Below are 15,474 nucleotides of genomic sequence, written 5' to 3'. Positions count from 1 at the left end.
ATCTAGTAATCGTAATACCAGTTAAAGAGATCTGTTCTAAAACCTACATTAAACCATAGTGTTTTAGTGTCAATCCCAAGTGACGCTTCTTGAACATCTGCCGTTTGAGAGCGATATATTGGGTTTACATATACTTTTAAATTTGTAGCGGGGTTTATGAGATACCCTAGCTCCAGATCACCATACACACTAGTTACTTTATTACCTTGAAAAAATGCAATCCCGTTATCTGAGGGTCTATTCTCATCATTACCATAAATGCTACCTCCATAATACACCTCGTTTATATCACCTATCTCAACTCCACGAGCACCTACAATGAGCTTTGCAGTTCCATACCAGCGATCACGCTCATATCTAGCAATACCTATGAGCTCCTTAAAGTTTGCTCCCCATTGATGTGCTAGTGACTGGTTAGTGTGACCATAATTGAGCTGTATCTCATTATTAGAGTACACATATGGTCTCACTTGATTATACTCACCTTGTAGTGTAAGATTTTTAATTCCAAAGGCGTCATAATACTTTGCCCCTAGCTGAAAACCTTGTTTATTTTTATAACTCTGGCTACCATTAAAAACATCTCCCGCCGAAAATTCGTCAATTACAATCTGCCCGTACACGTTTACTCGGTCATTTACCTTGTATTTACCTGTAAGACCTATAAGTGCATTTCCTCCTCTTGATCCTGTAGAAAACTCAATGGCTCTGTAAAAAATTACTGGGTTTAAGAAATTAAAATCAAAACCTCTACCATTTTCATTTTCCCATATTACAGACTCAAAGAGACCTACGTTTAATCGTTTTGAGACATTCCAGCTTAGATAGTGATTGCTCATATACTTTGTGCGGAAAGCACCATCTGCAGTCACCTCTGGTCGCACGTCACGCAGCGAGGTCCAAGTATTTGTATACTTAAACTTCCAGAATGTAGTATTGAGTTTTAAGTAAGGAAAGTAACTGGCATTATCACTAAGTAACAATGATCTATACCCATCTCCTATAAATTGCTTACCGTGCCCTAGCTGTATATTAAAATACTTAGACGGTGTGTATGACACATATCCCTCTGCAACCGGATAATCAAGGTCTCCATTTGTACCCTCCTTTGCAATGCCTCTTCCCGGTATAACAGCTGGGTTTCCTCCATCTGGTCGCAATGACCTAGCTATGGCGTCAAAATATCTTGGGAAGCGTCCTTGACTCTCATACACTGCTGCAAAGAAGTTTATCTTCTTACCAAGCCCTCCTTGCAGATAAACAGCTCTGGTATTGTTATATGTAAAGTCATTAATTTTTGCATCATCGGTTTCATAACCTAGTTGCAAATCTGCTGCAGGATCTAGAGTGATCCAGTAATCTTCACCTTGTATTTGCACCATATGCTCGTTAGACCACTTTCTACCAAACCACGTAGACTTCTCCTTGAGCAGTGCATCTTTCTTCTCTTTAAAATTATAATATGGGTTTACCCTGTTATATAAAAAAGGCTTGCTTGCCGTATGTGCATTTGTCCCCACAAGATTAAGCTCTTGGTCAAACCTACTATATACTTGATGTGAGAAAGGGATATTTAGCCCACTCGTGTATTCATTCTCATCATCAAACTTGAGATTTTTAATGCGGTCATACTCTTGCTGCATAGGATTTAAGGTTTCTTTTTCCGCTTTCGCGAAAGCGGAATTACCATCGTCTCCCACGATCATCGCATCTACAGCATTTCTATCTAGTGGTAATAAAACGGGCATTGTAAACTGCAGGTACGTAGGCTCTCCATTATAGGTAGCCGGCGCAACTTGAGGCAGCGTCTTAAAAACATCCTGAGCAGCGGTTTTAAGCTCTGGATACATCGCATCTGTATAAAGCAGCTTAAAATCACCTGTTTTAGTAACCTCAAAAAGGATGACCATTTTACCTTGAAAGTTATCTTGACTCACCACAGCTGGCACCTCAAAATTGTCAAGTATATGCGCAATAAACTTCTCATTAAAACAATCTTGCAGTTGTGCGATATCCATAGTCTCACAGCCTGGAAAAACAGGATATTTTTCAAAATCACTAGTCGTAACCTGAGCTGTTATAGAAGTTGCTATAAAAGAGACAAAAAGAAAGAGGTATTTATGCATAATAAGCCGTGATGTTTGCAGCCGAAAGATAGGGTTTATTGCACAAAAAATCCCGCCACCTTAGGTAACGGGATTCTTAACGTAAATTAATTCATTTAGTCTCTGATTTCAAAGATTATAGGTAGTGAAAATAAGACAGCTACATCTTTCCCTCCCTGCTTACCAGGAGTCATATCTGGCAATAATCTTGCTACTCGCAACGCTTCCTTCTCTAGTTTAGGGTGCGGGGCCTTTGCGATTACATCTACCACTTTACCAAACTTATCTATCTTAAAGTTTACGTAAATACGATTTACACCCTCTAGACCTAAGCCCTCTCCTCTTTCGGCTCTAAACTTTTTAGAAACAAATTTTGAGATGTTTGCACTCATACAGTCACGGCGCTCGTCATTATCACTAAGACCCTCACAACCTGGAAAAAGCGGAACGGTCTCAATAGCAACAAAGGGAACCATCTCCGGCTCTACAGGCTCCTCTACCTCTGTAACACTACCTGGTTCTACCATCTTAGTATCGTCGGGCTCTGAGTCTGATGTAAGATCTTCTATCAAGTCTTTTACATCATCTTCTTGCTTTTTGATATTGTCAAGTACTTTAGGTTCTTGCTGCTTTTTAGGCTGTACCTTTTTCTTGACTTTTACCTCCTTCTTCTCTACCCGGACTTCTCCTATCGTATAGACTTCGTCATAACTTTCGGTAGGCTCAACTACTGCAAAATCCTTTTCTACAGTGCGCATTTCTATAAAGAAGATGGATGCGAGAAGTGCTAAGATTAACCCAATTTGAAAATGAAGCGTGGGATTTCTTCGTAAATTTGCCTCGTGTTTGCGGCTTGATGTGTACGTGCTGTTTTGGCGAACAGTCGTACCTTCTTTGGAATTTTCCATAGGATATGGTTTTAAAAATGTTGAACAATTCTTAAAACGAATCAAGAAGCAAGCCAAACTAAGAGATCACCTAGCGGTGGTCTCTTTTTTTTACACAAAAAAAAACTGCCTCATCGCTGAGGCAGTTTTTATATAAATTAAGACGTATAGACTAGTCTTCTACTTTAAATGTAATAGGTAGAGAGTATAATACTCCTACTGGCTTACCACGTTGCTTACCTGGTGTCATTTTAGGTAACAATCTAATTACACGCTCTGCTTCTGTTTGAAGTCTAGGGTGCGGAGCACGTGAACGTATGTTTGTAATGTTTCCTTTTTTATCAATCTTGAAACTAACAAAGATTCTGTTTATTCCAGAAAGACCAAGGTCACTTCCTAACTCAGTATTAAACTTCTTGTTTACAAGTTTACTTACCTTTTCAGACATACACTTTTTACGCTGATCGTTGTTCTTCATAGACTCACAACCAGGGAAGATAGGCACGTTTTCAATAACTGCAAATGGTACATCTGCAATTTCTTCTTCTTCTTCTACTACCTCTACTTCTTCTACTTCAACGATTTCCTCTTCGGCATCTGTCTCTGTAGACTCAATTACGGTTTCCTCTATTTCTTCTTCATCTTCTACAACCTCAATAATTTCCGGCGCTGGTGGCGGTGGTGGTGGAGGTGGTGGTGGAGGCGTATTTAACTCCGTGATTGGAATTTCTTCGTCATCAAGATCATCAAGATCTAACTGCCCTATATCAACAGCAGCGTTGTCATACGTTTTCCACTCTATAGTGATATACGTAAGTGCTAGAACTGCGATGAGTCCTAACTGAAAAAAGAGCACACTCCTTTTACGAAGATCTGCTTTTGGATTTTTCTTGGGTTCCATAATTAATGTGTTAAGTAGATAGCTAAAATAGCAAAATTATTATCACTATAGAAATTAATATAGCGTATTTAACGCTTTAAATTTCTTAAAAAACAAAGCAAAGCATAAACATCCACAAAGGACACCTATTGTATTTGCAAGCACATCCCAGCCATCTGGCTGTCTATATGCGGTTAAGCTTCCTTGCATTACCTCAATCACTATGCCGTAACCTATTAAAATTAAAGCGATAATGAGATAGATCTTAAGGTGTGCACTCTTTTTTACTGTTATCTTCTTATACATAAAGTAAAACAATAACCAGAGTACGGCAAGACCAAAATAAGCTCCTGCGTGCAGGAGCTTATCTATGTTAGTTACTTTAGGAACTACATCCACAGGCTTAATAAGTGAGCCTATAGTTAATAGTATCGTATAAAGAGTAGCAACAACTCCTATGATTTTACCCACCGATGAGCTCTCCATATGCTTCTGCACTTAAAAGCTCTTCTATTTCTGAAGCGTCAGAAAACTTAATTTTTATCATCCAGCCAGCTCCATATGCATCACTGTTTACCGTTTCTGGCTCATCTTCAAGACCTTCATTAAAAGCTACTATCTCTCCAGAAAGTGGTAAGAAAAGATCAGAAACTGTTTTTACAGCTTCTACTGTTCCAAAGACCTCATCTTTTTCTAATGTCTCGTCAAGAGTTTCTACCTCAACGTAAACGATGTCTCCTAGCTCACCTTGAGCAAAATCTGTGATTCCTACTACGGCTAGATCTCCTTCTATACGGATCCACTCGTGGTCTTTTGTGTATTTTAACTCTGCTGGTATATTCATTTTTGGTGGTATTAATTATATGTTTAAAGTATGCTTACGCGAAAATAATTATAATCTTTTATTAAATATATATTCTATAGCATCTAGCTTTCGCGAAAGCGTAACTATTTTAGTTTCCAAAGTTATATCTTAAGGTAAATCCTGATCGAATGGTAGTTTGTGGAAATGCCGTTGATATAGCAAATGTCGAAAATGTATGGTCGTAATAGAAAAGTGCTGTTAAGTTTTTAGTAAGCGCATAGTCTGCTGTAAAGCGCAACCCATAGATGTCTTGACCCTGTGTGGTCTGACTATTATCGATATCTAGATATCTTATAATAGTCTCGTTTTGCCTAAGGGATAAATCTGCCTTAAAGTTTAAATCACTTTTAAGCACTCTACGTGAACCTCCAAAGTTTGTGACAAAACGAAGGTCTTTGATACGATACCCTAGTCCTAGTATGTACTCATTACCTTTAATCTCTGTGAGCAGGTTGTTATCAAAGCTTAAGCCAAGTGCTCTATCGCGCTTAACCTCTGCAAGGATTTTTACTGAGTTTTTCATCTCAAAGTCTATACGCACTAGTGGTGTAAACTGCTCTGTAAGGGTAACGTTGCCTAGCAATGTTTCATTTAAGAAGTTGCCCGCTTGATCTCTCTGAGCTGTCTCTGGATCTCTGTCTGTACTTCTATCATAAGCAAGGTTGGTCTGGAAATTATTTACACTATATCCAGCTGTGTAACCGTGTTGCACTGAGAACCTCTTAAACTTATCTCTAAACCAGTCTAAGTTCATAAGTCCTGTGTACTTAATGTTCCAGTTAGGAAGCGGTACATTTCTTAAGAAACCAGAATCTGTCTTATTTACATCTCGACCACTATATGCCGATAAAAATGCTGGTAATAATACACGCTGGTTAGTTCTTCCAAAACCTTCTGGAAAGCCGTTTTCATCTCTCTCAAAACCTGCTCCTCCATAAAATTCTGATGCGAGCCTATCTGCAACTGCTAGCCTGTTTTCTCTAAACGTATTAAATGTTTCAGAAAAATCTGATGTGCTCTCATTAAAAGCAGTGGCGATGAGTAGTGTTGAAATATTAAATCTACCAAAGCTATTACCCGTAAGAGACTCGTACTGCAAGGTTTCTGGGTCTACTCGGTAATTTTCTTGATAGTTTTCTTGATAAACTCTATTCATATTAAGATCAATATCAAGATCCTTTAATAATCCTATTCTTGCCTGAATACCTAAGTTTCTACTCTCAACCTCACGATACTGCTCATTAAAATCTTGAAATAGTGTGAGCCACCCATTACTAGCGGCGAGTTCTCGCACCTCTGCCTGACTACCAAAGATAAATCCTGGTGTAGGTTTCAAACTCCCTGTAAACCCTACAGTTGGTAAATATCCAGGTAAGTAAAGACCGTTTTGCTCTTCATAAGAGACCTGTACCCTTTTTATGGCTGTAAGCAAACTTACGCCTGTATTAAGCGCCTTATCTGAACCGCTTAAACTACCACTACTTGCATCTTGATCTTGCGCTTGTTTACGCTGTCTATCTGATGTCTTACGATCATCTTCTGGCGATGGTAGCCCTCTAGGTCTAGAGGCTGTTGCGCGCTTCTTTTTCTTTTTATTAAGCCCCACATATTTATAGAGCTTCTCCATATCTAATGTACCATTTATAGCGTGGGTGTTTGTGTTTTCTACACTGTTCCCAATCTCTGGTATATTTTCTAAAACTTGGAATTGCTGTGACCCACGCTGCCACCTATAGTTTGCTGTATATGCATAGGTTGCTGTAATCCATTCTGTAAATGGAAACTTGTCAAATGGTAAGTCATAGTTAAGCTGTAATACTCCAAAGTGTGTGTCTGGCGTACCTACATCTAAGAATCCATCATAAATACCAAAACCAGCTATCTCTTGACCATCATCATCTAGAAATGAAGGAGTACCATCACTATCGAGATAGTTTCTCACCACACGATTATGATTCATATTATAATTGAATCTAAGACTTTTTGTGATAGGAAAGTCAATAGCATACCCCCAGTCAAATAAATAGTTACGTTGAAATAAACGTGGTAAAGCTATATCACCATCATTTGCAAATACATCTCTAAATTTTTGCTCGTTACGCTGGCGTACAATGTTAGATTGCACCGCCACACTAGAAGGCAGGTAGTTAAAATTAAAATCCTTTAAGAATTTATAGTACTTCCCTGTAAAGAGGCTATCGTTCTTTGCAAATGGCTCAACAGGCTTTGAGTTAAAATTAAAATTATAGGTCCCTCCTAATCTCACATTTTGATCTAATGATTCTTCAATCTCAAAATCCTTATGATCTGTCTGGCTATATGAGTATGAGAAGGTAAGGTTTTCTACATCATACGGCATAGGTTTACGATCTGTGTTTGTACGTTCTTTACGCACACCTATTGCATTAAAACTTTGACGCTTCGTATAATCTATAGCATAGTCTTCTATCTGATCTCTTTGCTCTTGATCTGCCGCATTATCAAGTGATGTATCTAGCTCAACATCTTCATAAAGGGGATCAAACTTAGGTGTGATGCTTTGCTCTCCTATAGAATAGTTAAGCGGTAGTTGTACACCCCATTTTTTAGGTAATAATTGTCCCGCATTAAGATTTGTAACTACGTCATACTGCATTACATCTTCGAGACTACGTTCTCCAGCATTTTGCTCAACACTACCAAAACCAACTGTACTCACTCTACCTGTAGCAGATACATTTGCAAAGTCTGCAATGTTACCATCAAGACTTACAATACCTGCATACCCACCTTCATTAGTAAGGTCAGATAAACGAAGCTCATTAAACCAAACCTCTGCCCCTATCTCTCCTGGTGAGCAACCCATTGCCTGGTTACTAGTAGGGTTTCCATTTTTAACCCCTAGCATTAACGTTCTCACATCTCCAAAACTAGGGAGACCCTGTATACCTATACGAAGTTGACCTTCTTCATAACAGGCTTCCTCAGGATTAAGAATACGATCTCCATTTTGATCAAAATAAGTTATATCATCTGGATCAGACTCTACATCTCCTGCGATTACTTTAGATTTTATGGTTTGCAGCAATTCTAATGGTAGATCTAACTCATTACCCGCTGGCCAAATCGCCTCTCTATCTTGGTTAGAAACATTAAATGGTGTAGGTGCGAGTGGTAGCTCTATTTGATAGAAATTAGAATTAAGGTCAGTTCCCATTCTAATAAATCCTACAACATTTTGATTGTCTAGCCCATTTTCAATAATAGGCTCTGCGTGCATAAACATCTTAAGATTTTTATACTGTCGCATATCGAGAGAATAATACTTATATACTCCTCGCGCATCCTGCTCTTCAAGGTTTTCAACTCTTAAAGAAAGAGACTGCTCGTTTTGTCTTATGTTATTATTGTTGTTGTTAAGGCGCTCTCTTATTACACCTGGAGGTAATGCATAAGGAACAGGCTCTCTAGTTTCGTTTGCCTCAATATTTACTGCAGCAACTTCAAAAAGTGTGTTGTCACCATCATTTATCTCTGTATTTTCATTAGGATCTAATGAAAGTAAATATCTTCTAAAGTCTCCACGCACTAAATCTAGTGTACCAAAACGAAGTACAACATCTTCTTGCCACCCGCTCATATACATACGCATAAAACGGATTGCTCTAAAGTCATTAATACCCCCTACCACATTAGTCGCCTGGTTAATTGGCACTCTAAACTGCACCCATCTCGTAGGTAATTGTGATCCATTTTGAGTTGTTACTGTAAGCTCTCTTACATCTGTGACAAATGGATTGTTTTCTACACTAAGTGACGCAGGATTGATAGGTAATTCATACTCAAAGTATGCATCTACCGTGTTCATTGTGTTGTCACGGTTTACATCTTCTACATCTGGAAAGGTTGTAGAACCACGATTGGTTTGTGTGACCTCTACAGGTGAGTTACCTTGATTATTATTATAATCTCTATAACGCTCTACAACTCCTCCCTCAGTATTAAGGAAGTAATTATAGTTATCACCAGCTGGGTCAGGTAAGTTTGCAAAGTTTGGAAACTCTATCATTTCTTCTGCATCACTAAGACCGTCATACCCTATATCTTGATTGGTACGCTCCTGACCTTCTGTATCAAAAGCATATACTAATGACTGGTTAGTTGGCACTTTTCCCCATACCGTTTCTGAGGTTCCTACCTCTCCACCATCATTAGGTAATCCATTTTCATATTGCTTACGACCGTCCTTAAGGATATCTTCAGAAATACTACCTAGGTTTAAAGTTAGATTTCCTCCTGGGCTTGTGGTATCTCCATCTGCATAAAAAGGATCTAGTAACCAGAACTCAACAAATTCAACATTTGCTTGTTCAAAATCTGTAGAGGTTAATTGCCTTGTGATACCCCCAAAATTCTCTTGAGGATTAGATAATGTTCCGTCTACGGCTTCTGGGCTAAAGTTATAAGGCCCTCTTTGATCTGGAAAATAAGCCAAGTCAAGCGTAAAAAGGGCTTGCGTTTGACCAGATATTATATCTTGTTGTGGGAAGATTTCGTCCCTAAACACACGACGTGTTTCTGGTAATGAAAGGTCATCATCAGAAATCCCATCAGGTCTCTGGTTATTATAAAAAATAGGATCAATAGTATACCAAGCAAATTTTGCACGACGATATCCTGTTGCAAGGTCACCATTTGCAAATTCGCCACCAAAACCTACTGGAGGTGATGACAAGTTCCACTGCAAGGGCCCTCCTATATCTATTGATGTTTGTGACCCTTCAAAGTCATCTATATAAGAAGTAGCCTCACCATTAAAATCTGTTCCCTTAGGCTGCCCTGGAAGTAAGTAAGCAACTTCTCCTCGTACAGATAAGTTAGAAGGTACATCTGTATCAATGTTAGGTAGTTTATTTACCCATCTCGTTAAGAAAGGCAGCTCTGTCGAGTAGCTTGCATTAAGACCTACAATGGTATTATTTATAGGTTCAAAGTTATATGTAGCTTTTTGCGTAAGCGGTCTTTCATTTAAATTTAAAAAAGTACCTCCTACTATGAAGTTTTCACTAAACTGGTGTTCAACATTAATGCCTGTAAAACGCTTATTCTGTTGACCAAAAATAGTGTTGTTCTCAACAGATGCAGAAATAGGAATTCCAGATGCCTCAAGTGATTTGTCTAAAATAATAACACGCCCTAATTGATAGTTTACCGTATAATCAAGACCTTCTACAAGCACACGACCACCAGCCGTTACCGTAACAGAACCTTGAGGAATATTAAAAGCACCTAGTGGGATACCCTGCTCTTGTGCAGATTTGTAGCGCCCCTTAAGCAAGAACTTGTTCTTCTCTGCATTGTCTCTTGCTATTGTTTTTGTAGATTGATAGAGTGAGCTATAAACATACTTATCTTGATGCGCATTATAAGTATCTGAGTTTTCATAACTTTCTGCTCCATCGTTAATACTTAGTAAATCAAATAGATTTTCTCCAAAAGGCTCAACCGTAGTAAATACAATACTACCGTTTTGTACGTGTACAGTAACACCTGGCACAAAATCAAAAAATCCATCTCCACCTACTTGTGGGTCACCAAAAGTAGTTAGTCTATCAAGATTAAAAAGTCGCAATAACGTATTACTCTCAAGCGCACCACGATCTTGACCTTCATCCATCGTGTTGTCATTATTTACACCATCAAAGAGTGTTGGTAATGGCTCACCTGCGACTGGAGAGATAAAATTAATAGGCGAAGGATCTGCATATACGATGTTTAACCTAAAACCTTCCTGCTCTAATTGAAAAGCTCCTAGTGGGTAGATGTTCTTCATCATCAGATCCCATATAGGCTCCTCTACATTGGTGAGGTTACTCTTAAGCATTTTTACCACAAGGTTCACAGGGCTGCCTGCCTGACCAGCTGGTATCACAGTATCTAGTATACCATCACCATCTGCATCTTGTCCGTTTAAAATACCATCCCCATTTCTATCTGCATCTGCATCATTTGCAATACCGTCGTTATCATCATCTGGGCGGGTTACCGGGCTATCAGCATCTGCAATATCTGGTATTCCGTCCATATCTGCATCTGGTCTACTTCCTTCTGTAGCATTTACACCATCATTTGCAAATTCTCCTACTTGGTATACTTGCCCTCCTACGGTGTACTGGAAAGCTACACCCAGCACCTCATCATTATTAAGGCGCTGATTTAATGAGATATAACCAAGACCTGGATATAATGTAAACTGCGAGTTATCTAGCTTACGTGCGTTTTCTAAAAGCACATAATCTGTACCATCTTGCACCGTAACACTACCAAAACCCTGACCCACAGTAGCAACATCCCGTATAGCAGGTGTTAACTGTGACTGCACAGAGGCATCGTTTATTCCTCTTGGGTTAAAATCGTTATTTCTGTTATCTGGAAAAGCATTTGCACTACTGTTTATAAAACCAGGGTTTGCTCCAGCGTTCACCCCTATGTTTGTAGGATCAGACTCTCCTATGTCTTGTATCGCAACAATGTTACGTGCGTTTGTAGTTTGGTTTTGTCTATTTGTAATCCACACCTCTACACGCGTTACTTGCACTCCTCTGTTATCTATAAAAGGATAATTCTCTAAAGCCTCGTTGTACGTATCTCTAAAGTAATGTGCTAAGAAGAAGTGACGATTCTCATCATAGTTAAGCGCAGGAACTTCAAATTCTTGTACCGTTGCTCCACCCTCTGCGGTAACCGTTTTAGGTTGTGATTGATTTTCTGAAAATACTGCAGTTACCCTAGTTTTACCAAACTGTAACTCGGTCTTAACACCAAAAAGGCTTTGAGACCCCTGTATCAATGCACTATTAAGAGGCATAGACACGTTACCCACTTCTATCTTCTGGATGATATCATCCTCAGTAGGGGTGTATTCTAGTTTTATTTGATTCTGAAAATTAAAGGTAGACTCCGTATCATAGTTTGCTGTGATCTGGAGGCGTTCACCTACTTGCCCTAATAAACTAAGACTTATACGCTGGTCAAAGTCAAATGTAAAATTTCTTCTATTACGAGGAGAAAAAGCAGGGTTATCTTGCTTTGTAAATAACAGCCCGAGATCCATCTCTACAGAACCTTGTGGTGTAAACGTAATCTCATCTCCTCCAAAAATAGATTCAAAAAGATCATTTTTTACATACAGGGATTTTACAAGGCTATTTCTAGAGTCATCCTCATCTGCACGACCATCTATTGCCGTAATTTTTTCTCTAAAATATTGACGCATTTGCTCATCACGCACACGTTTTTCATATTCTTCTGGAGTAAGTATAAGCGGGTAAGTAACATTAAAAGCACCCAGCTCTTCGGTGTAAATGTACCTATCTAGCACAGGGTCGTAGGTGTACTTTGCTACAATACTATTTGGGTTAGGTAAAACAAGGCTCCCTAAGGAGAAAGTCGCAGGTGTGGCGCTCTCTTCATTTTCATTAGGATCCTCCTCTTGTGCTATAGCACTTAGGTTACCTATAAAGACAACCGCAATAAACAATACCGCTACACGTAAATTCAAGTAATAATTTCGCTTCAAAATAGACCTACAGTTTTTTTAATGCCTCTTTAATAATAGTCTCTACGCTCGCATCTGGCTTTTCTTTTGTGATAGCCAGACATACTTTCTCTGCCTGTTTACGCGCAAATCCTAAAGTCTCTAAAGCAGATAACGCCTCATCTTTATTAGTATTGCTTTGCATAGCACTTTCAGTACTGATATCGTATACTTTAAGTATTTTATCCTTAAGATCTAAAATGACACGTTGCGCCGTTTTTGCTCCTATTCCCTTTATACTCTGTATGGTCGCCACATCGTTTGACGCAATGGCTTGCTTGATTTGATTAGGCTCAAGTGAAGACAGCATTGTTCTTGCCGTACTTGCCCCTATACCAGAAACAGATAACAATAGTCTGAAAATCTCACGCTCCATCACCTCCATAAACCCAAAAAGCGTATGACTATCTTCCTTAACTTGAAGATGTGTGTATAATTTGAGCGCTTCACTATCGCCTAGTTGCCCAAAAGTATATAGAGAGATATTTATAAAATACCCCACGCCATTGCAATCTAATACAACGTGTGTAGGATTCTTTTCTATAAGTCTACCGCTTAGGTGCGTAATCATTTAACAGAATTTTAAGGTGCGTAAATGTAAGAAATTTATGCCTAGGAGAAATGTTATTTTATCCTACCGCTTTCGCGAAAGCTTTTAACAACATTACATCGCGTCTTAACAGACTTACATCGTGATTTCCTTTCTATTCTTGAACATAAAAAAAAGGTTCAGACTAACGCCTGAACCTTTAAAATTATGAGGTGTGATTTTCGCTTTCGCGAAAGCGTAAAACCACTACTCTTGTTGCTTGTTAAAAAAGTTTTCTTTCTTTTGAGCATCAATCACCGTGATAGCAGTCATATGCACCATCTCGTCTACACTTGCTCCTAGTTGCAATATATGCACAGGCTTGCGCATACCAAGCATTATAGGACCTATGTTATCTGCATTTTCTAGCTCTTTAATCATCTTATAAGTGATGTTTGCGCTATCTATGTTTGAAAACACAAGAGTGTTTACTTTTTTACCAGCAAGCTTTGAAAACGGAAACTTACTTTGCAACATATCTCTATTAAGTGCAAAATCTGCCTGCACCTCTCCGTCTACAATAAGCTCTGGGAAGTTGCGGTGTAAGTAAGATACAGCGTCGCTTACCGTTTTTGCCTTCTCGTGCGTAGATGAGCCAAAGTTTGAGTAAGACATCATCGCCACTACTGGCTCTAGTCCAAACATCCTTACAGCCGTCGAAGTCATCTGGGCAATTTTTGCCAGCTCCTTTGCATTAGGATCTATGTTTATAGATGTATCTGCAAGAAAGAGTGGTCCTTTTGAGGTAACCATCAGGTTACAAGCAGCTACTTTTTGCACACCAGGCGCGGTACCTATTACTTCAAGAACCGGTTTTATTACAGATGGATAACTACGGCTAAAACCAGAGAGCATCCCGTCTGCATCACCTTGACTCACCATCATAGAAGCAAAGTAATCTCGCTGTCTAAGTAGTTTTTGTGCGGCATAGAGCGTGATACCCTTTCGCTTTCTTGACTCCCAGTATATCTCACCATATTTTGCCACGTGAGCTTTCTCTTCGTCAGATTTTGGATCTATAATTTCTACATCTGCATCAAAACCTATCTCTTCCTTAAGTTCTAATATCACATCACGATTACCTAGTAATACAGGTATTGCGATACCTTCTTCGTGAGCGATTTGTGCAGCTTTAAGCACATCTAGTTGATCTGACTCTGCAAAGACTATACGTTTTGGGTTGCGGCGTGCGCGATCCATTAGCAATCTTACAATCTTGTTATCTTCACCCAGTCGCTCTAATAACTCATCGTGGTAAGCGGTCCAATCTTTTATAGGTTCTTTTGCCACTCCAGAATCCATCGCAGCTTGTGCCACTGCAGGAGGTATTGTAGTTATTAATCTTGGGTCAAATGGTTTTGGAATAATATAATCACGACCAAAGGTAAATCTAGTCTCTCCATATGCGATATTTACCTGTTCTGGAACAGGCTCCTTTGCAAGTTGAGCCAGCGCTTTTACCGCCGCCATCTTCATCGCTTCATTTATTGCAGTTGCACGCACATCTAGCGCGCCTCTAAAAATAAATGGAAAACCTAGCACATTATTAACTTGGTTAGGATGGTCAGACCTTCCCGTCGCCATTATTAAGTCTGGCCTTGATGCTATCGCAACATCATAATCTATCTCTGGAGTTGGGTTTGCCATTGCAAATACAATAGGATCATTTGCCATAGACTGTACCATTGTAGGTGTTACAATGTTACCCACAGAGAGACCTAAAAACACATCTGCATTAACCATTGCCTCTGCTAGTGTGTTAAAACTCTCTTTGCTTTTAAACTTAAACTGCTCTGGAGATAAGTCTGTACGATCCTCTTTAAGAAGACCATTTATATCAAACATCGCAATATTCTCTAGCTTAGCACCAAGTAAATGATACAAGTTCATACAAGAGATAGCTGCACTACCCGCTCCAGACACTACAATACGCACATCTTCTATGCGCTTACCTGCTATTTCTAATGCATTGAGCATCGCTGCGGCAGATATGATTGCCGTACCGTGCTGGTCATCGTGCATTACAGGTATATCTAGCTCTTCTTTGAGCCTGCGCTCGATTTCAAAAGCCTCTGGTGCCTTAATATCTTCAAGGTTAATCCCCCCAAAGGTCGGAGCGATATTTTTTACAGTTTCTATAAAAGCATCTACATCTTTTGTCCCTACTTCTATATCAAAAACATCTATCCCAGCAAATATTTTAAAGAGTAAACCTTTACCCTCCATAACAGGTTTTGATGCTTCTGGCCCTATATCTCCCAGACCTAGCACCGCAGTACCATTTGAGATTACAGCTACAAGGTTACCCTTTGCTGTATATTTATAAACGTTATTAATATCTTTTTCTATCTCTAGACACGGCTCTGCCACCCCTGGAGAATAAGCAAGGGCAAGATCACGCTGGCTTGAGTACTTTTTTGTAGGAACTACCGCAATTTTACCTGGTTTTGGCTTTGCGTGATATACGAGGGCTTCCCTCCGTCTTTTGTTCTGCTGACTCATAAAGTTGGTTATCTATTGACTTACAAAAGTACTGAATTCCGTATCGGTTATACACCTAGTCTTGTTAACA

At 39.2% G+C, this 15,474-nt stretch carries 8 protein-coding genes; all 8 read right to left on the bottom strand.

Annotated elements, in window-relative coordinates; all coding sequences use genetic code 11:
• Positions 1-2: 2 nt before the first annotated feature.
• The 8 genes from Q0948_RS12360 to Q0948_RS12325 all read right to left on the bottom strand — a co-directional run bounded on the left by Q0948_RS12360 (position 3) and on the right by Q0948_RS12325 (position 15,404).
• Positions 3-2,126: a gliding motility protein RemB gene (locus Q0948_RS12360; protein ID WP_298353154.1), complete on the bottom strand. Its 2,124-nt coding sequence runs from the start codon at positions 2,124-2,126 to the stop codon at positions 3-5.
• Between the two features lie 95 nt (positions 2,127-2,221).
• A complete protein-coding gene (locus Q0948_RS12355) occupies positions 2,222-3,013 on the bottom strand; it encodes an energy transducer TonB (RefSeq protein WP_298353152.1) in 792 nt (263 codons plus the stop codon).
• A gap of 151 nt (positions 3,014-3,164) precedes the next feature.
• Complete coding sequence (locus Q0948_RS12350) at positions 3,165-3,893, bottom strand: energy transducer TonB (protein WP_035327197.1); 729 nt, start codon at positions 3,891-3,893, stop codon at positions 3,165-3,167.
• 54 nt (positions 3,894-3,947) lie between these two features.
• Complete coding sequence (locus Q0948_RS12345; protein WP_298353148.1) at positions 3,948-4,358, bottom strand: VanZ family protein; 411 nt, start codon at positions 4,356-4,358, stop codon at positions 3,948-3,950.
• Positions 4,336-4,716: a glycine cleavage system protein GcvH gene (gcvH, locus tag Q0948_RS12340; RefSeq protein WP_298353145.1), complete on the bottom strand. Its 381-nt coding sequence runs from the start codon at positions 4,714-4,716 to the stop codon at positions 4,336-4,338. Before gcvH ends, Q0948_RS12345 begins: the two co-directional genes overlap by 23 nt.
• A 109-nt stretch (positions 4,717-4,825) precedes the next feature.
• Complete coding sequence (gene sprA, locus Q0948_RS12335) at positions 4,826-12,295, bottom strand: cell surface protein SprA (RefSeq protein ID WP_298353143.1); 7,470 nt, start codon at positions 12,293-12,295, stop codon at positions 4,826-4,828.
• 7 nt (positions 12,296-12,302) lie between these two features.
• Entirely contained in the window at positions 12,303-12,884 is a 582-nt protein-coding gene (gene ruvA / locus Q0948_RS12330; RefSeq protein ID WP_298353140.1) for a Holliday junction branch migration protein RuvA, read from the bottom strand.
• Between the two features lie 225 nt (positions 12,885-13,109).
• Positions 13,110-15,404 carry an NADP-dependent malic enzyme gene (locus tag Q0948_RS12325; protein WP_298353137.1) on the bottom strand — a complete coding sequence of 765 codons (2,295 nt, stop codon included), beginning with the start codon at positions 15,402-15,404 and terminating at the stop codon, positions 13,110-13,112.
• Positions 15,405-15,474 lie beyond the last annotated feature (70 nt).

This window comes from uncultured Dokdonia sp. (assembly GCF_947496725.1).
GTDB lineage: Bacteria > Bacteroidota > Bacteroidia > Flavobacteriales > Flavobacteriaceae > Dokdonia.
This window is presented reverse-complemented; position numbering and strand designations above follow the sequence as displayed.